General features: G+C 53.9%; 15 protein-coding genes. 3 read left to right on the plus strand and 12 right to left on the minus strand.

The window, feature by feature from the left end:
• Window positions 1-317: 317 nt before the first annotated feature.
• From ACT3R7_RS15565 to ACT3R7_RS15580, 4 genes are all read right to left on the minus strand, one after another.
• The gene (locus tag ACT3R7_RS15565; protein ID WP_193092051.1) at window positions 318-2,123 is read right to left on the minus strand and encodes an acyl-CoA dehydrogenase C-terminal domain-containing protein; all 1,806 of its coding nucleotides are present in this window, start codon (window positions 2,121-2,123) and stop codon (window positions 318-320) included.
• A 247-nt stretch (window positions 2,124-2,370) separates the two neighbouring features.
• Window positions 2,371-3,138 carry an SDR family NAD(P)-dependent oxidoreductase gene (locus ACT3R7_RS15570; protein WP_193092050.1) on the minus strand — a complete coding sequence of 256 codons (768 nt, stop codon included), beginning with the start codon at window positions 3,136-3,138 and terminating at the stop codon, window positions 2,371-2,373.
• A gap of 20 nt (window positions 3,139-3,158) precedes the next feature.
• On the minus strand, window positions 3,159-4,829 hold the full coding sequence (locus tag ACT3R7_RS15575; protein ID WP_193092049.1) for an AMP-binding protein: 1,671 nt from the start codon (window positions 4,827-4,829) through the stop codon (window positions 3,159-3,161).
• A gap of 236 nt (window positions 4,830-5,065) precedes the next feature.
• Entirely contained in the window at window positions 5,066-5,629 is a 564-nt protein-coding gene (locus ACT3R7_RS15580) for a TetR/AcrR family transcriptional regulator (protein WP_192539250.1), read from the minus strand.
• Between the two features lie 125 nt (window positions 5,630-5,754).
• Here ACT3R7_RS15580 and ACT3R7_RS15585 point away from each other — a divergent pair, with 125 nt between their 5' ends.
• Window positions 5,755-6,942, plus strand: coding sequence for an acetyl-CoA C-acyltransferase (locus tag ACT3R7_RS15585; RefSeq protein ID WP_192539249.1), 1,188 nt, complete (start codon window positions 5,755-5,757; stop codon window positions 6,940-6,942).
• A 106-nt stretch (window positions 6,943-7,048) separates the two neighbouring features.
• Here the strand turns inward: ACT3R7_RS15585 and pstB are convergent, their stop codons facing one another.
• The 5 genes from pstB to ACT3R7_RS15610 form a co-directional block, all read right to left on the minus strand.
• On the minus strand, window positions 7,049-7,864 hold the full coding sequence (gene pstB, locus ACT3R7_RS15590) for a phosphate ABC transporter ATP-binding protein PstB (protein ID WP_192539255.1): 816 nt from the start codon (window positions 7,862-7,864) through the stop codon (window positions 7,049-7,051).
• 21 nt (window positions 7,865-7,885) lie between these two features.
• Entirely contained in the window at window positions 7,886-9,244 is a 1,359-nt protein-coding gene (pstA, locus tag ACT3R7_RS15595) for a phosphate ABC transporter permease PstA (protein WP_192539248.1), read from the minus strand.
• Window positions 9,245-9,250: 6 nt separating this feature from the next.
• Window positions 9,251-10,630, minus strand: a complete 1,380-nt coding sequence (gene pstC, locus ACT3R7_RS15600; protein WP_193092048.1) for a phosphate ABC transporter permease subunit PstC — start codon at window positions 10,628-10,630, stop codon at window positions 9,251-9,253.
• Between the two features lie 101 nt (window positions 10,631-10,731).
• Window positions 10,732-11,742: a substrate-binding domain-containing protein gene (locus ACT3R7_RS15605; RefSeq protein ID WP_318782777.1), complete on the minus strand. Its 1,011-nt coding sequence runs from the start codon at window positions 11,740-11,742 to the stop codon at window positions 10,732-10,734.
• A 254-nt stretch (window positions 11,743-11,996) separates the two neighbouring features.
• Complete coding sequence (locus ACT3R7_RS15610; RefSeq protein ID WP_193092047.1) at window positions 11,997-13,184, minus strand: multidrug effflux MFS transporter; 1,188 nt, start codon at window positions 13,182-13,184, stop codon at window positions 11,997-11,999.
• 164 nt (window positions 13,185-13,348) lie between these two features.
• Between ACT3R7_RS15610 and ACT3R7_RS15615 the strand changes: the two genes are divergently transcribed.
• A complete protein-coding gene (locus ACT3R7_RS15615; RefSeq protein WP_192539245.1) occupies window positions 13,349-15,007 on the plus strand; it encodes a methyl-accepting chemotaxis protein in 1,659 nt (552 codons plus the stop codon).
• A 26-nt stretch (window positions 15,008-15,033) separates the two neighbouring features.
• Window positions 15,034-15,972 (plus strand): transaldolase, encoded by a 939-nt coding sequence (gene tal, locus ACT3R7_RS15620; RefSeq protein WP_193092046.1) that lies wholly within the window; start codon window positions 15,034-15,036, stop codon window positions 15,970-15,972.
• A gap of 38 nt (window positions 15,973-16,010) precedes the next feature.
• Here the strand turns inward: tal and ACT3R7_RS15625 are convergent, their stop codons facing one another.
• From ACT3R7_RS15625 to ACT3R7_RS15635, 3 genes are read right to left on the minus strand one after another with little or no spacing between them, the layout of a single operon-like run.
• A complete protein-coding gene (locus tag ACT3R7_RS15625) occupies window positions 16,011-16,529 on the minus strand; it encodes an STAS domain-containing protein (protein WP_193092045.1) in 519 nt (172 codons plus the stop codon).
• The gene (locus ACT3R7_RS15630) at window positions 16,519-17,712 is read right to left on the minus strand and encodes a PP2C family protein-serine/threonine phosphatase (RefSeq protein ID WP_192539242.1); all 1,194 of its coding nucleotides are present in this window, start codon (window positions 17,710-17,712) and stop codon (window positions 16,519-16,521) included. The genes ACT3R7_RS15625 and ACT3R7_RS15630 overlap by 11 nt, the downstream gene beginning before the upstream one ends.
• Window positions 17,713-17,720: 8 nt before the next feature.
• Complete coding sequence (locus tag ACT3R7_RS15635; protein WP_193092044.1) at window positions 17,721-18,566, minus strand: MlaA family lipoprotein; 846 nt, start codon at window positions 18,564-18,566, stop codon at window positions 17,721-17,723.
• Window positions 18,567-18,576 lie beyond the last annotated feature (10 nt).

The following is an 18,576-nucleotide window of genomic DNA, read 5'->3' on the forward strand; positions in this document are numbered from 1 at the left end:
CGTTTGTCAACCGCTGTTTTCAGCGAGTGAAGTGAGCGACGTAAATCTCGCTAACCTCCTGACAAACCGAAGGTTTTCACCTTCATCTACCGCTGGTAACGCTTGGCGTCTCCGGCAGCGGATGCGTACTTTACGGATTCGCCAGGACTTTGGCAAGCACTATTTCGAAAAGTTCACTCAGCCCATAAAAAAAGCGGCAAGACTCGTTTTATGGAGATGCTCCACACAATGAGCCTGCCGCAAACCACCGAACAGAGTACTTAGTTAACAGTACTTCACTAACAGCATGTAACTGCTAGTCATGCATTAGCTATCTATCAGATTTCAAACCCCAGCCCGAAATCTTCGCTGGAGATGGCCATCAAACTTGTAGCACCCGCCTGGATCATTTGCGCATGCGCTTTAGTGCGCGGCAATAACCGCTGATAGTAAAAACGTGCGGTATTGAGCTTGGCGGCATAAAACGCCTTGTCATCGCCTTCAAGAGACATGGATGCCTGCTTCGCGGCACGGGCAAACAGGTAGGCAAGCGCTACATAGCCGGAATACATCAGATAGTCGACACTTGCTGCACCTACCTCTTCACGATCTTGCATCGCCTTCATACCAATTCCCATGGTCAGCTCACCCCATTCGGCATTGAGCTTGGCCAACGGCGTAATAAATTCCTTAAGAGCAGGATTATCGGCTTCGGCTTTACAGAACTTGTGAATCTCTTTGGTGAATACCTTAAGCGACTCGCCCTGACTCATAAGCACCTTGCGCCCCAGCAGGTCTAACGCCTGGATGCCGGTAGTGCCTTCATAGAGACGAGTAATACGCGCATCGCGCACTAGCTGCTCCATCCCCCACTCTTTAATAAAACCGTGGCCGCCAAAAATCTGTACCCCTTCATTAGTGCTTTCAAAACCGACTTCGGTCAGAAACGCTTTAACGATAGGCGTTAGCAGCCCGAGCAAGGTCTCAGCACGCTCTTTATCTTCACCTGGTTTGCCATGCTCCACCGTATCCAACAGTTGGGCGGCATACAGCACCAGCATACGTCCGCCTTCGGCAAAGGCTTTTTGCGTTAGCAGCATACGGCGCACATCGGGGTGGACGATAATCGGATCAGCGGGCTTCTCTGGCGCCTGCTTACCCGAAAGGCTACGCATTTGCAGGCGGTCGCGAGCGTAACTGAGCGAGTTCTGGAAACTGGCTTCAATCAAGCCAAGCCCCTGGATACCCACGCCCAGGCGCGCGGCGTTCATCATGGTAAACATACACGCCAGCCCTTTATTGGGCGGACCTACCAGATAGCCGGTCGCGCCATCAAAGTTCATCACGCACGTTGCGTTACCATGAATCCCCATCTTGTGCTCAAGGGAGCCACAGGTGACGCCATTGCGCTCTCCGGGGTTGCCGTCGGCGTCGGGTAAGAACTTGGGCACCACAAATAACGAAATACCTTTCGAGCCTTCTGGTGCATCAGGCAGTTTCGCCAACACCAGATGCACGATATTTTCTGCCAGGTCATGCTCACCGGCCGAAATAAATATCTTGGTACCGGTAAGCGTATAAGCGTCCCCATCAGCAGGCACCGCACGGGTCTTGATCAGACCTAGATCAGTACCACAGTGAGACTCAGTCAAACACATGGTGCCAGTCCACACCCCTTCAACCAGCTTGGTTAAATAGGTGCTTTGCTGCTCATCCGTACCATGGTGACGCAGTGCGTCGGCCGCCCCATGCGAAAGCCCTGGGTACATACCCCAGGCCAGGTTGGTCGCGCAGATCATTTCCGAAAGCATCATGGCCAATGACGGTGGGAGCCCCTGCCCCCCATGCTCAGGGTCGGCCGCCAGACTGGGCCAGCCACCTTCAACATACTGCTGGTACGCCTCTTTAAAACCGTTAGGTGCTTTGACCTCACCCCCTTCTAGCCGGCAGCCTTCTTCATCACCACTTTGATTAATGGGCAGTAGTACATCACGCGCAAAACGCGCGCCTTCTTCCAAGATGGCGCTTACTACATCGGACGAAGCATCGTCACCGCTGGGCAATGCGGCGTAATGCGCAGGGTAATCGAGCATCTCGTCCATTACGAAACGCATATCACGTAGAGGGGCCTGATAACTGGGCATCGCACTTCTCCAAAGCTGGGGGGCTGAAAGCAGCACTAGGTTTAGAAGCGGCTTTCAAACACATGTTTGAAAACTAGCGCTCCCCACGTTTCGAGTCAAGCGAGCGTTTGAATTTAACCGCCGATTTGGCTCATTCTTTGGTCGAAGTACTGATGAGTAGCCACTTAAAAAGCAAAAACTCGCCAGCGTAATCGCTGGCGAGTTCTCGTTTAAACAACCCCTGCATAATTACCAGATACGGATACCGCTACTGCATACGGATACCGCCATCCAGGCGAATTACTTCTCCGTTTAGCATCGGGTTTACAATAATCTGCTCGGCCAACTGAGCAAACTCAGCCGCCTTACCCAGACGCTTGGGAAACGGCACGGCGGCAGCGAGTGCCTGGGCGGCCTCATCGGGAATTTCACTCATCATCGGCGTTTCGAACACACCTGGTGCAATTGCCATCACACGGATTGCATGCCGGGAAAGCTCTCGAGCAGCGGGCAAGCTCATCCCTACTACGCCCGCTTTAGAACCGCTGTAAGCACACTGCCCCACTTGTCCATCAAAAGCGGCAATAGAGGCCGTATTAATAATCACCCCACGCTCACCGCTTTGCGTTGGTGTATTTTTCGCCATTGCCGCAGCCGCTAAACGCATAACGTTAAAGGTGCCTACCAGATTAATGTGAATGGTTTTCGCATAGGCTTCAAGATCAGCAGGATTGCCCTCGCGATCCACCAGCTTGGCGACACTGACCACACCAGCACAGTGAATAACCCCGGAAAGCCCGCTCTGCCCGCCGAACGCAACGGCGGTATCGAACGCCTGCTGCATTTGTTCAGAAGACGTAATATCAGCCATACAGGCTTTGGCTCGCTCGCCGAGCTTGGCGGCATGACTGGTGACGCTGTCATTTAAGTCGCAGAGCACCACCTTGGCGCCAGCGGCCGCCAACCGCTCAGCGGTTGCAGCGCCTAGCCCCGAGGCGGCACCGGTTATCAAAAACGTGCCTTCCTTTACCTGCATAATGACTCTTCCTTAATTGATTATTTGTTATGGCTGGCTTGCTCAGCCGCTTGAGCACGCAGCTTGAAGCGCTGAATTTTACCGCTAGGCGTTTTAGGCAGCTCTTCCACAAACTCGATCACGCGGGGGAAGGCATGGGTCGATAGCCGTTCACGTACCTGCTGACGAATTTCCTCAGCCAGAGCATCACTGGCCTCATAGCCATCGCGCAGCACAATGTAGGATTTAATGACCTCACCACGAATATCATCCGGCTGACCAACGGCCGCCGACTCCGCCACGGCGGGGTGAGTCATTACGCTGTTCTCCACATCAGTAGGTCCTACCCGATAGCCAGCGGTAGTAATAATGTCGTCGTCACGGCCCGCAAATTGAAACGAGCCATCCTGATTACGAATCACCACATCGCCGGTTAAGTAATAGCCCTTCACGAAGGGGTCTTTTTCCTGCCAGGTGTAGCCTTGGAAAAAATGCGCAGGAGACTTGGCAATATCAACAGCCAGAACGCCCGGCTCCCCCGCAGGCAACTCGTTATACTCCGCATCAAGAATCGCCAAGCGATAGCCAGGCAGAGGCACCCCCATCCCGCCAACATGCTTAGGATGCTCAAGAGTATGGTGATTGTTGCAGGTCATTCCCGTTTCGGTTTGGCCATAGTGGTCCATTACCAAGCAGCCCAGCGATCTTTCTACCCAAGTGACTACCTCCGTATTAAGAGGCTCACCGGCTGAACTCGCCGCGCGCAGTTCCAAGGTTTGATGGGCATCATCGAAAAGGCCTGAAGCCTTCATTAAACGATAGGCGGTGGGCGCGGCGGCAAAGTTGGTAATCCGGTGGCGTTTCATAAAATCGAGCGCGCCTTCGGCACTAAAGCCCGCTTCACAAAAATGTGTGGTAACGCCAAGCAGCAGCGGCCCGGCAATCGCATAGTAGAGACCATAGGCCCAGCCGGGATCTGCCATATTCCAGAAACGGTCGTCGCTACGCAGATCGATGGCAAGTTCCATGTACAGCGCAAAGGCGGTCATTGCCGAAAGGGGCACGGCCACGCCTTTGGGCTTCCCCACGGTTCCGGAGGTGAACATCTGCAAAAAAGGCTGGCCTGGATCAAGCCTGGGGGGTTCACTCGTCATGGGCGCATGCGCCAGGGCAGCCTGCCAGTCCTGGTCATCTGTATGTTCAGGCGTCGCACCGCCTACCGCGAGCATTGGCGGGCATTGGCTTAAACCATCGAATTTAAAGCGGTTAGCGTGATCGGTAATCACCAGCTTGGTGTCGGCTCGGCCGAGCCGATAGTCCACCGCATCAGGGCCAAATGCCGTAAACAGCGGCTGATAAACGGCACCAATGCGCCACGTTGCCAACACGGCCACTAGCAATGCCGCTGAGCGGGGCAACATGCAGGCGACGCGATCACCCTCTTTCAGGCCTTGGGCGAGCAGCCAACCAGCCAGGTGGGAGCTTTGTTGATCCAGCTCAGCATACGTCAACGTATGCGTTACCCCTTGAGTATCTTCATGTACCAGCGCCAGCACATCGCCACGCCCTTCCCGAATATGTCGGCCGCAGCACGCTTCAAAGGCATTGAGCTTGCCGTCCTGACGGTCATCTAACCTGGCAATCATTTGATCAGTTGAGAAACGTTTAAGGTACTCCGAATACTCGGGAAGTGATGCCGATATCTCTGTCATGATGGCTCTCTTATGTTGTTGGTAATGAGCAGTCTTGATACAGAAGGAAGGCAGCGTTCTACGTTATACTTTTTATTTTCAGTTTACGTTAACGGAAGCCTTGAGATACTCACACGCTAAAAGCAATCCGCTGGAAGCGCAAGCTATCCACAGCGTTTTAACGCTTATACGTTGGTCGAGGAAAATAAAAACAGGTAAGACTCGCCAAGAGCGGCGCATCAATAATGAGTAACGCTTTAGCGAGCCATGATCATGGCGACCAGCTCATCGGCAAGGTCATCCGGAGTACGCGCTCCGTTAGGGTCGTACCAGCGTACGGTCCAGTTCAAAGCCCCTAGCACAAACCGCGAGACGAGAAAGCGATCACCGTGAATAAGCCCCGCCTCCAGCGCATCGTCAATCACCTGTACCCAAAGCGCTTCATAAGCATCTCGAAGATGGCTTAAATGCGCGCTGGCCGCCGGGTCGAGCCGGCGCCATTCAAAAAGCGCGACGACATGCGCATTGCGATCCGCAAACAGCGTTTCCAGATGAGCACGGGCCATGACGCGCAAGCGGGTTTCCGGGTCAGCCGAGCAGCGCTCTATCGATTGACGGGCGATCATCAGGGCATTCTGCGTGCCCTCTTCAATGACGGCGGCCAGAATTTCCTGCTTGTCTTTAAAGTGGTGAAACAGGCTGCCCGATTTAATTCCCATTTCCTGCGCCAGCATGCGCACGGTAGTGCGATCAAAACCTTCTTGTACAAATAGCTGAGCAGCCAGCCGCGTTAGCTCCTTGCGGCGAGGTGATGCATTCATTACATTCATATAATTCACACTAGCGCTTGCTTGGTTACCCAGAGAAAACCACAGCCCCGCCAGTGGGTCAACGCATCGCTTGCCACTCAGCCTGATAATCATAATAAATTGAAAGGAGTTAGATCATGAGTAACCCTACCGACATCGTGTTTCTTGCCGCCACACGGACTCCAATGGGAGGCATGATGGGCAGCTTATCCAGCATGAGCGCCCCTGAGCTAGGCGCGGCGGCGATCCGCGCCGCCATTGAACGTGCCGGCATTACGCCAGACGTTATCGATGAAGGCATCATGGGCTGCGTCCTGCCCGCTGGCGTTAAACAGGGGCCTGCCCGTCAAGCCATGCGCCAGGCCGGTATTCCGGATGCCTGCGGCGCCACTACGATCAACAAACTATGCGGCTCAGGCATGAAGGCCGCCATGCTCGCCCATGACCTGATTAAAGCGGGAAGCGGTGAAATTCTTCTGGCTGGGGGTATGGAGTCCATGTCCAACGCGCCCCATGTGCTTACCAAGGCACGCGGCGGCTATCGGCTAGGCCATGGCGAGCTCAAGGACCATATGTTTTTAGACGGCCTGGAAGACGCTGAAACGGGCAAGCTGATGGGCGTATTTGCCCAGGATATTGCGACCCAGCGCGACTATAGCCGCGAGCGCCTAGACGACTTCGCGATTGCCTCGCTTGAGCGCGCCATGGAAGCCACGAATGCCGGCCATCTGGCGGCTGAAATGGTGCCTGTCACGGTATCCACGCGCCAGGGCGAAACGCGAGTTGAGCACGACGAGCAGCCTTTTCAGGCCAAGCTGGATAAAATTCGCCAGCTGCGCCCGGCCTTCGCCAAAGACGGCACGATTACTGCCGCCAATGCCAGTTCGATCTCCGATGGCGCCTCAGCGCTCATACTGGCAAGCCAGGCAGCGGCAGACCGGCATGGCGCAAAGCCGCTGGCCAGAATGCTGGGCCACGCCACTCACTCACGTCATCCGAGCGAATTTACCATTGCCCCGGTTGGCGCCATCGAAAAGCTGTTGAAAAAGCTCGACTGGGATGTAAGTGATGTCGACTTATTTGAAATCAACGAAGCTTTTGCCATCGTCACGCTGATGGCAATGGATGATTTAGGCTTACCGCACGAAAAGGTAAACGTGTTTGGTGGCGCTTGTGCTCAAGGCCATCCGATTGGCTCAACCGGCTCACGAATTATTGCCACCCTTATTCATGCCTTGCGCACAAAAGGCGGTAAACGCGGCATTGCGAGCTTATGTATTGGCGGAGGCGAAGCGACGGCAGTCGCGGTTGAACTGATAGACTGATACGCCAAGTGCTAGCCAACGCCTTTCTATCCGAAAGGCGTTGGCCCTAGTCAGGCTACCCTACTCTTCGAAGTTCAAAGGTAAGAGTAAGGAGCCGAATGACGTCTTACCCAAAGCGTCCGGTAATATAGTCGTGGGTACGCTGATCTTGAGGGTTGGTGAATATCTGATCCGTGGTATCCACTTCCACCAGGTCGCCCATATGGAAGAAGGCGGTGCGGTCTGCAACACGGGCGGCCTGCTGCATATTATGGGTAACCATCACGATGGTATAGCTCTCGCTTAGCTCATCGATCAGCTGCTCTACTTTCGCGGTCGCAATGGGGTCGAGTGCAGAGCAAGGCTCATCCATCAGAATAATATCCGGGCTTACCGCCACGGTACGCGCAATACACAAACGCTGCTGCTGACCACCAGAAAGCCCCGTGCCGGGCTTATCCAGGCGATCTTTTACCTCTTCCCAAAGTCCTGCGCGGCGCAGGCTGCTCTCGACAATATCATCAAGCTCTGCCTTGCGGCGCGCCAAACCATGCAAGCGCGGTCCGTAGGCAATATTTTCATAGATGGATTTGGGGAACGGGTTAGGCTTCTGGAATACGATGCCTACCTGGGCGCGAAGCAGTACCACGTCGCGATCAGGTGCATAGATATCGTTTTGATCCAGGGTAATTTTGCCTTCAACCCGGCAGATATCAATCGTGTCATTCATACGGTTCAAGCAACGTAAAAATGTCGATTTACCGCAGCCCGAAGGGCCGATAAAGGCCAGCACTTCGTTTTCATAGATATCCAGATCGATACCGTTAATCGCCTGAGCGTCACCGTAGAAGACTTTGACATTCTCGGCGTTCATTTTGACTTTATCTTTGGCTTTGCTCACGCGGCTTTCACCGCCGCCAACGCTTACTGAAGATGTTGCCATAGGCTGTGCAGGAATATTCACTTACCACCTCGTTTCGAATTTTTTACGCAACCAAATCGCCAACGCATTCAAGCTCAGCATTAACCCTAGCAGCACAATAATGGCTGCCGACGTGCGCGCTTCAAAGAAATTACGTAGCTCATTGCCCTGCCATAGGTAAATCTGTACCGGCAAGGCGGTTGATTGATCTAACGGTGTGCCCGGTACGTTAGCCACAAACGCGTTCATACCGATCAGCAGTAGCGGTGCCGTTTCACCCAGCGCCTGAGCAACCCCTAGAATGGAGCCAGTTAAAATGCCCGGCAATGCCAGCGGCAGCACGTGATGAAATACCGTTTGCACCCGCGATGCCCCTATGCCCAACGCCGCTTGACGAATAGACGGCGGGATTGAGCGCAGTGAAGCGCGAGTAGCGATAATAATAGTCGGCAGCGTCATCAGCGTCAGTACCAAGCCACCTACCAATGGCGCCGAGAGGGGCAAACGTAAATAACCGATAAATATCGATGCGCCCAGCAAACCAAATACGATAGAAGGCACTGCCGCCAGGTTATTGATGTTGATTTCAATCAGGTCGGTCAGGCGATTTTTAGGCGCAAACTCTTCCAGATAAATCGCGCTTGAGACCCCCAGCGGCACTGACAACGCAATGACGACCATCATCATAAATAGCGAGCCCATAAAGGCGCCAGCCAAGCCTGCCGAAGCCAGCGAACTGCGGGAATCGGTATTTAAAAACAGCGAGGTGCTAAACGAATTACGAATAACGCCCTGTTCATCAAGCTGGTCGGCCCAGGCACGGGTTTGAGCACTTAGCTGCTGACGGGCATCGGGCAGGTCACGATCAATATTGCCTTTGATCCACACATCCACGTTTGCGCTTGCCAACATCTTAAGTTCAACGGTCTGGCCGAGCAGCGATGGGTCTTCCACAAACCGGTCACGCAGTGCATAACGCTCGCCGGAGGTGACCAGGGCCCGCAAATCTCTTAGCTGACGTGGCTCAACCTCTTCACCCAGCGCGTCTTCAACGGCGCGATCAATAATCGCTTGCCAGTTCACCAGGCCAGCTCTAGTCATCCACTGCGTGTAACGCTCATCAAACGCAAACTGGCTTTCACCGCTTTCACGTTCAGGTTTTGGCTCAAGCTCAATCACTTCAGGGTCAAAATATACGTCTACATAAAACGTTGCCTGCCAAAAGGCGGGCACACCGCGCATAAGAATACTGGCAAACAGGATAGCCACCAGCGTCATGCCGGTAATTACCGCCATCAGACCCAGGCGCCGGAATACGTTCTCCTTGCGGTGACGCTTCGCCAGCGATTTTTCAATCGTCATAAGCCGGTGCTGACGACGCTGCTCAATCGATATGGACATAGTCACTTACTCGTATTGCTGGCGGTATTTACGCACGACAACCAGTGCGATGACGTTTAACCCCAGCGTGATAACGAAGAGGGTAAGACCCAAGGCGAACGCGACAAGCGACTGCGGGCTTGCGAAGTCCATATCCCCGGTCAACTGATTGACGATCGTGACGGTAATGGTCGAAACGGCCTCAAAAGGATTGGCATGCAGCACGGGGTTATTACCCGCAGCCAATACCACGATCATGGTTTCACCAATCGCCCGGCTCGCCGCCAGCAAAAATGCGCCCACAATGCCTGGAAGTGCGGCAGGTAGCACCACCTGACGAATCGTTTCTGATTTGGTTGCCCCCAGGCCCAGCGCGCCATCGCGCAGTGATTTAGGCACCTGGGTAATAATGTCGTCAGAAAGCGAGGAAACGAACGGAATAATCATGATCCCCATTACCAGGCCCGCCGTCAGCGCGCTGGTCGTGCGAATATTGATACCGATCAGGTCACCGACGCTGGACAGGAACGGCCCCACTACGATCAATGCAAAGAAGCCGTAAACAATGGTCGGAATACCCGCCAGAATTTCGATCACTGGCTTGGCTACGTTACGCAGCCAAGGGGGTGCATATTCCGCCATGTAAATAGCGGTCATCAGGCCCACAGGAATGGCGACCAGGAGCGCGATGGTACTGACCATCATCGTTCCCCATAAAAGCGGCAGTAAACCAAAATCGCCCTGACTTGAAGTACCCGCCGTGCTGAACCGGGGGTTCCAGACCGTGCCAAAAAAGAACTCTGCGGGGCTGATGAAGCTAAAAAACCGCAGCGCCTCACCCAGCATGGAAAGCACAATGCCAATAGTGGTAAAGATGGCCACGGCAGAGCTTGCCGCCAAAGCAAACATGATAACGCGCTCTACCTGATTACGGGCGCGCCAGCTAGGCGAGATGCGCCGCCGGGCAACAATCAGGCCGACCACGACCAGTACGGCCATCAAGGCGACCAAACTAAAGTTCTCAATAGTTTGCAGCCTTGCCATATGTGCCGCGGCGGCTAGCTCTTCAGAGCTTCCCCCACCAGACACACCCTGTCCGTTGGCCAATGCGGTCACACGACGCAACAGGGTTTGTAACTCACGATCACTAAGCCCTGCCACCAAGTCGACTGGCAACTGCTGAGTGACTAGCATATCGATTAACTGTGGCGCCAAAAAAGACCACAACAAGAAGATGGCCAGTGCGGGTAGTCCACACCAAAGGGCTACCAGCACACCATAATAACCGGGCCGAGAATGCATCCGTACATCGTGCTCTGCCGCAACCGCGCGACTGCGAGTCAAGCCCAAGTGGTATGCCAAGGCCATCATTACCAGCAGCGTGGCTATCAAGGCAAGGTTGCTCATTATTTCTCCGCCTTTGACTTCCTACGTTTAAACGCCAGCATCAACGCTTCGATGCTGGCGTAAAACAGACCTAATTAACTTGAAAACCTGAACCGTTCAGCTTACTCGGCAGTGGCTACCGTGCGTGACTGAAACTGTTCTAGCGCTTCGGCGCGCTCTTCTTCATCCATAGGAATCAAGCCAGCGTCTTCCAGCGGGCTGCCGTAGCCAGAGATCATTTCATTCAGGAAGAACTCAGTGTATTCAGCCAGGCCAGGAATCACGTCCAGGTGCTCGCCCTTCACGTAAAAGAACAGCGGACGTGAAACTGGGTACTCGCCAGAACCGATGGTTTCCAGGCTCGGCGTTACGCCGTCAACGGTTGCAACCTGTAGACGGTCACGGTTTTGGTCATAGAAGCTCAGACCGAAAACACCTACCGCGTCTTCCTGAGCATCCAGGCGGGCCAGCGTTTCAGTGTAGTCGCCAGCGATTTCTACGATACGGCCATCGCCACGCAGGTTGTTACAGGCGTCGTCTTCCACTTCAGCCACAGTATCGCAGCCTGGGTGCACTACTTTCTCTTCGAATACTTCGCGGGTGCCATGGTTGGAGGCAGGAATTACCAGAACGATTTCCTGATCCGGGAGGCTTGAGTCAATTTCAGACCAGCGGGTGTAGGGGTTATCAACCAGTTCGCCATCTTGCGGCAACTGTGCAGCGGCTGCTTTGAATACGTGCTCAGGCGTCAAGGCAAACTCGGCGCGGTCAAGACGCGAGGCGAATACAATGCCGTCATAGCCAAATTTGATTTCAAGAATTTCGTTAACGCCGTTCTCGCCACAGCTTTCGATTTCGCCGCTGCGGATTGGACGTGAAGCATTAGCGATATCAATAGTGTTTTCGCCAACGCCTTGGCAGAACTGGCGCAGACCGCCGCTAGAACCACCAGAACCAACGACCGGCGTGTTGAACTCAGAGTAAGTATTACCGAACTCTTCCGCTACGATACTTGCAAACGGCAGCACGGTAGAAGAACCCGCAATCTGGATAGTGTCACGTGCCATGGCGGCGGTTGAGACACTGGCGGCTAGACCGGCTACTACTGCAACACTTAGCATCTGCTTTTTCACGTCGAGCTCCCCTTTGGTTTTAATATCCGGTCAGCCACTGCTTACCGAAAAATTGGCCTTCTGGCCTTTCACAAAGAGGAGTTTGCACACAAACGATTGCAGAAATATGACAGTCAAAAAAATCTTGGCAAAGAGGCCGAACGATCTACAGCAACAGCCCGGCTGCTGCTGTACATAGCGCAAAGGAAGCGTATTGAAGCAGGCGCCTATCAAGGCGATGGGTAATCTTGTCGGCGTCAGGTTGCCAAACAAAGCTAGACATAACGGGCAGGTTTAACCGTTAGCAGTCGCACGCCCACATTCCCAAGCAAGGAAGCACCCAGCATGGTCAGCACCATTGGCCACAGGTGCGCCACTTCAAATGCCCCGACCAGAAAGCCTGCCAGCGCCCCACAGCTAAACTGAATGCCTCCCAATAGGGCGGTGGCCGTTGCGCTGATATGCCCAAAGTGATCCAGCAGGGACGAAATCGCATTGGGGGTAATCAGACCGATCATTCCCGTAAAGAGCATAATCAACGGCACAACGGTATAAAGCGATGCCATATTCAGCGCCGTCACCAACACGAGTGCCAGCGCCGCCACAAGCTGTACCGTTAACCCCAGGCGTAGATTTTGTTGCGGCGTGCGCTTGCGCAATAAATGGATATTGACGCGATTGGAGAGCGCAATGACTACGACATTCACCCCAAATACTACCGGATAGATACCGGGCGATAGCTCGAAGTAATCAAGGTAGACAAACGGGGATGCGGTAACAAACGCGAAAAGCCCTGCAAACGAGGCAGCAACAGCGCAGATATATCCCATGCCTTCTCGGTGGCGCAATACGCTTGCGTAGTTTCTGATTACTTGGCGAGGCGATGCCGCCGGCAGCGTCATATCCCGGGTTTCGGGGAGCCGGGTGCCTAACAGCCAGAGTAAAAAACCTGCATAAGCAGCCAGAAAAACGAAAATCAGCCACCAGCCCGCAATATGCAGTAGCAGGCTGCCCACTGCAGGAGCCGCCAAAGGCGCCAACATCATAATCATGGCCATGGTCGACATTACCTTCGCCGCCTCACGCCCGCTAAAGCAGTCGCGCACTATCGCGGCCGAGTTCACCACACAGGCACCGCCGCCCAACGCTTGTACAAACCGCCAAAGTAAAAGCGTGGTTAAACTATCGGCAGTAGTAATCATCAAACTGGCCAACATGAATACCGTTAAGCCACCTAGCAATACCGGCTTGCGCCCTACCCGGTCGGAAAGCGGACCAAAACACAGCTGGCCAATCGCAAAACCAAACAAGAACACACTAATGGACAGTTCCGTATGGTGAATGCTGGCACCGATTGAGTCGGCCAATATGCCGATCGCAGGCAGATAGGCATCAATCGCAAACGGGGCTAACGCCGTATTGGCCGCCACCAATATAGCGACCCGGCGAGGATTCAGTTCCATGGGACTCCTTGAATTATTCGGGAATCATTAAGCAAAGTAGCCGAACGATAGGCCGCTAATAATACAGTGGCAGCGAAGATTAAGCACCGAAGGCGCCTAAAACTGAAACATAAAACCCCTAGCCTCTGATTCATAAGTCTTTAACGATAGCTATCGAGGACAGTATGAGTCTTAAAGCGTTAAGCAATATTTCCCTTCGCTGGTTAAGCCTGGCAGGCCTATTTCTCGTTGCGCTATGCGTGCTTATGTTTGCACTACTAACGTGGAAAGTGATGCAACAGAGCCAACATGATCTGGCAGTTCTTGAGCAAGTGAATGTTCAGCAGTCGTCATCGCTAAACCGACTGCATATAGCCGGTCTTGAAGGGCTACACCGCCTGGACCGAGCGCTGGAACGTCAGCTACGCCCCTCACTTGGGGACCCAGTAGAGGCGCTTCAGGCGGTTGAACATGAGCTTTCTGAAATGTCTCTGGCCTTGGCAACGTTTCTGGAAGCAAGCGCAGAAACGTCTAATCAAGCGCTGCGCAACGCTATTGAGCAGCAGGCCACGGCACTGATGAGCACTATGCAGGAGCAGCTAAGCGCTGTTCAAGCCGGTGATCGTGCCAATTACCGCCAACTGACACTCATTGCCTTATCCAATAGCCAGGCATTCACCCAGCAAGCCCGCGCCTTTTATCAACTTGCCGACCGCCAAGGCACCGATTTAATGACCACAGCCGGGCACCGCGCCCAGTTTATCGGGCAGTTGCTGCTGGGAGGCATGGGCCTTGCTCTGGGGCTGCTGGGCTTAATGGCATGGATTGGCCAACGCCACTTGTTATCACCCATCAATCACCTGATCACCCATTTTCGAACCATGGCGCAGGGCGATTTAAGCGTAGGGGTTCCTCAGCGAGGCAATAATGAGATTGGTCAGCTCTATCAGGCGCTCGATCATATGCAGGGCGCGTTGATCAATACCGTCTCCCAACTGCATGACAATAGCCATCACATCTTCGATAGTGCACAACGTTTAGCGTTAGGCAATGAGGACCTGGCCATTCGAACCCGCCAGCAAAACTCGTTTCACGAGACCACGGCGGCCAATCTTGACGAACTGACAGAGAACGTGGCCACCACCGCCGGTTACGCTGCTGATGCCACCCAGCTTACCGCAACGGCGGCGGCCCAAACCCAGGATGGCAGCAAGATAATGGCTGAATTTCTTACCACCATGCAGGAAATCCATGCCCGCTCCAAGAAAGTGGATGAGATCGTCAACGTGATCGACTCCATCGCCTTTCAAACCAATATCCTGGCCTTGAACGCGTCGGTAGAAGCTGCCCGTGCGGGTGAGCAAGGCAAGGGGTTTGCCGTTGTGGCCGACGAAGTCCGCCTGTTGGCCTCGAGAAGTGCGGAGGCCGCGCGCCAAATTCAAGCCTTGCTGGCAGCGTCGGGTAGCAGTATTGCCCAGGGCCAAACCTTGTCGACCCAAGCGAGCCAAGGCATGCAAGCGATTGTCGAGTCTACCGAACAGGCCAATAGCATAATGCTCCAGATCGCTGACGCCGCCAACGAACAGCACCGCCATATAGAGCACCTTAATTCGACCCTGCACGAACAGACCCAGGTAAATCGGGCCAATGCCCAGCAGGTTGAAACCACCGCGCAGAATGCCATGTCGCTTGAAACCGCAGCGCAAAGTATGCGCGAACAGGCAGCACGCTTTAAAGTCGCCGACGAAATACCCAAAGATGGGTTTATTTGGCAGCCAGCACCATCAACATCGGCTGAACCGCCATCGGATAATATTCAGCGAGCACAAGCCTTGCTACAGTAAGGGTCTTACTACGCAAGGAGCAACGCATGGCCACTAGCTTACTGACACAACTTAAAGAAATGACCTCGGTGGTTGCCGATACAGGCGATCTTGATGCTATTCGCCGTTTTGCGCCTCAGGATGCGACCACGAACCCTTCGCTGATACTTCAGGCCGCACAGCAGGAACAGCGTCGGGCACGCCTTGCGGTTATTGCCAAGGAAAGTACCGATATTGATGATGCGGTAGACCGCGTTGCCGTTGAAATCGGCAGTGAAATTAGCGAACTGGTGCCCGGCTATGTATCGACTGAAGTTAGCGCCAGGCTTTCGTTTGACCGCGATGCCACGATTGCGCGAGCGCATTCGCTTATTGAGCGCTATGCCCAAAAAGGCGTTGGTGCAGATCGCATACTGATTAAAATGGCATCAACCTGGGAAGGTATTCAGGCCGCCCAGCAGCTTGAACGGGAAGGCATTCGCACCAACCTTACCCTGCTATTTGGTTTCGCTCAGGCCCAGGCGTGTGCGGATGCAGGGGTTACCCTGATATCGCCGTTTGTAGGGCGCATTCTTGACTGGCATAAAGCCCATCAGCCCGATGCCGATTTCAGCGGCCAGAATGACCCTGGCGTGCAGTCGGTTAAGCAGATTTACAATTACTTTAAAGGCCACGGCTACGCCACCATTGTAATGGGCGCAAGCTTTCGCAATATAGATGAAATTGTTTCATTGGCCGGTTGTGATCGACTGACGATCTCCCCCGCGCTGCTTAACGAGCTAGACGAGCAGCAAGGCGAACTAACACGTCAATTAACCCCACTGGGAGCAAGCAGCTCGGCAGATGAGGCGCTCACCCAGAGTGAATTCCGCTGGGCAATGAACGAAGACGAAATGGCCTCGGATAAGTTAGCCGAAGGTATCCGCAAGTTTATGGCTGACCAGCGCAAACTGGAAACGCTATTAGGCGATCTGCGTAAAGCGTAACGTTCAGGTAATTAAAAGCCTCCGAGCGGAGGCTTTTTTTAGTGCTGAGCTTCGGTATTTTGTGCTTCCAGCATATCAACCAGCGGCTGAAACTGTTCCCGGTTATGCTCATTCATGTGCATCAAAATACGGTGTGCCTCAAGAATACGCTCGCGCAGCCCCTCTTCATCCGCGGGTTCTTCAGGCAGATCAATCAGCGCACTATTAAGCACGGACGCCTGCTGAAGCGGCGCTTCCATCAGCGTAAAAAAACGCGCAAACCCCATTACGTCGAGCATTTTTCGAACATCAGGATTATCGGCAATAATGGTAGGCGGGTGCGCCAGGCGCCCTTTCACCGCCATCGCCACTTTTGCTAAAAAGCCCAACGCCGTCGAATCAACATTCGTTGCTTCGCGTAAGTCTATCATTACGGTCTGTAAGCCTGGCGTTTCAGCAAGGCGCTGTGCTTGGCTATCAAGCGTGGCACAAAGCGTTAAACGCACATCGCCACAGAGTTTTAATACAAAAACACCGGAGTCGAACGCCGCCTTAATACGGCCTTCATCAATCAGCATGACCAAATCCGCTCACCATCATGATTGTTAGATCATCGGGTAAAGCATCGCGGTCTGGGTTTGCCTCATCAATTGCATCGCCTTCTGCAAGGAGTGCATTTGTTTGGGCTAGCCGGTCGCGCAACTGCTCAAGCGTGACACTTTCGCTTATTAATTGCTCAAGTTCCTTGAGCCGCGTGTCGAGCGTTTTACCCGGCAAGCATTCCAATACACCGTCTGAACACAGCCATAAACGAAATTCAGCCGGCAAAGTACAGCTCAGCGAAGGATACTCTATATCGGGGAAAAGACCTACCGGCATTCCCTCTCCTTCAAGCCGAACGAGCTGGCCATCAGCGACCAATAAAGGCATCGGCAGCTGAGCGCCGAGCGAATAGTGAAGGGTATGCGAGCAATGGTCAATAACCCCGACGAACAAGGTGGCATGTTTACCGATATCGGTGCCCTGCAACTCCCGATTCATGGCCGCCAGCCAGTCCGGTGGCAGGCGTTCTGGCTGCAGACCATCCCACTCATTGAGCCATCGATTGCACAAATACTTCAAAAGTACAGTTACAAACGCCGATGAGGCCCCATGGCCAGAGACATCGGCGAAGTAGAACGCGCTGTAGCGCTCGTTATAACGCTGGTAATCGAGAAAGTCGCCGGACAGATACAGCGAAGGCGCAAACCAGTAGTCGTAATAGATACTGTTGATCACCTTAGGCCGGGGCGGAAGCAGCCTTCGCTGTATATGACCGCCGCTCTGCTGATCCATACGTAAAAGAGCCAGGTGCGTTTCGAGACTCTCGTTAAGCTCCGCCAGGCGCTCACGATCGCGGTCGCGCTCGATGGCCAGGGCATGCAACTCAATCGCCTTACGAATCATTCGGCGCAGCAGCTCAGCATGGCGCAGCGGGTGCACAATGTAATCAACAAGACCTACATCAACGGCCTTGATAAGGTCGGCATCCTCGCGTGAATCGCTGACGACCAGGGTGGGCAGGCGGCGGGTTAGCTGCGACCACTGCTGGCGCGGAACAGAATGCGCATGGGCCACAATAAGCGCTGTCTCTGCCGGGAGATGATCGATATCAGCTGCTGCGTACACCCACATGCCGTCGCAGGTGATCGCTTCTGCCAGCGCGTTGCGGTCAGGACCCGGCTCGTCGATCACCGCAATCAGCTGTTTGGAATGATCCATGTTAAGCCTCAATCGGCGAAATCGTCGTCACTAATGTCGCTGTCGTCGAAATCACTGTCTTGGAAATCGCTGTCCTGGAAATCGCTGTCCTGGAAATCAAAGTCATCCATTGCAAAAGGATCATCGCCTAACTCGCCATCATTAATTTCAAACTGGCGGCGCTGTAGAAAAGCATCGCGTATAAACCGATAACGATCACCGCTAATCAGTTTTTCCTGGTCGAGCAATCCAGCGCGAATATCGACAATATTAAGCGCGCGAAGACCTAATCTAGTCGCATCATCTTCCACATAGGTGGTTGGATACGCCGCCATATCCGCCGGTAACCCTGTTGTATCACGTAAAGTGCTGGGGCCTAAAAGCGGTAACACTAAATAGCGCGAGTCTTCCCATCCCCAAACGGCCAGGGTCTGTCCAAAATCCTCGTCACTTGCGTTAATTTCCATCAATGTCGCGTAATCAAGCAGTCCACCGATACCCACGGTTGAGTTGATCAAAAAACGTGACGTTGCCAAACCAGCATTGGCCGGCTTGCCTTGAAGCAAGCTGTTAATGGCCGTGCGTATTTCTCCCAGGTTGGAGAAAAAATTACCCACCCCTGTTTGCACAGGGTCTGGCGTGACCGTGCGGTACCCCGTTGCTACCGGTTTTAACGCATAACGATCAAGCACATCGTTAAACACAAAAACGCGGCGGTTAAAGCCTTCCCAAGGGTCTTCCGGGTGCGCTTCGGCAGTCATTTGAGTACTGGTGCTGGCGCATCCGCCTACCGCAAACGTGGCAAACAGCACTATAGGCAGCGCCGCATTACGCAGGGATATGGCGGAATTCCGTTTGGCTAAAAACCGCAGCATGGTCTTTCCT

Source organism: Halomonas sp. AOP43-A1-21, from assembly GCF_052376775.1.
Classification (GTDB): Bacteria; Pseudomonadota; Gammaproteobacteria; order Pseudomonadales; family Halomonadaceae; genus Vreelandella; species Vreelandella colorata.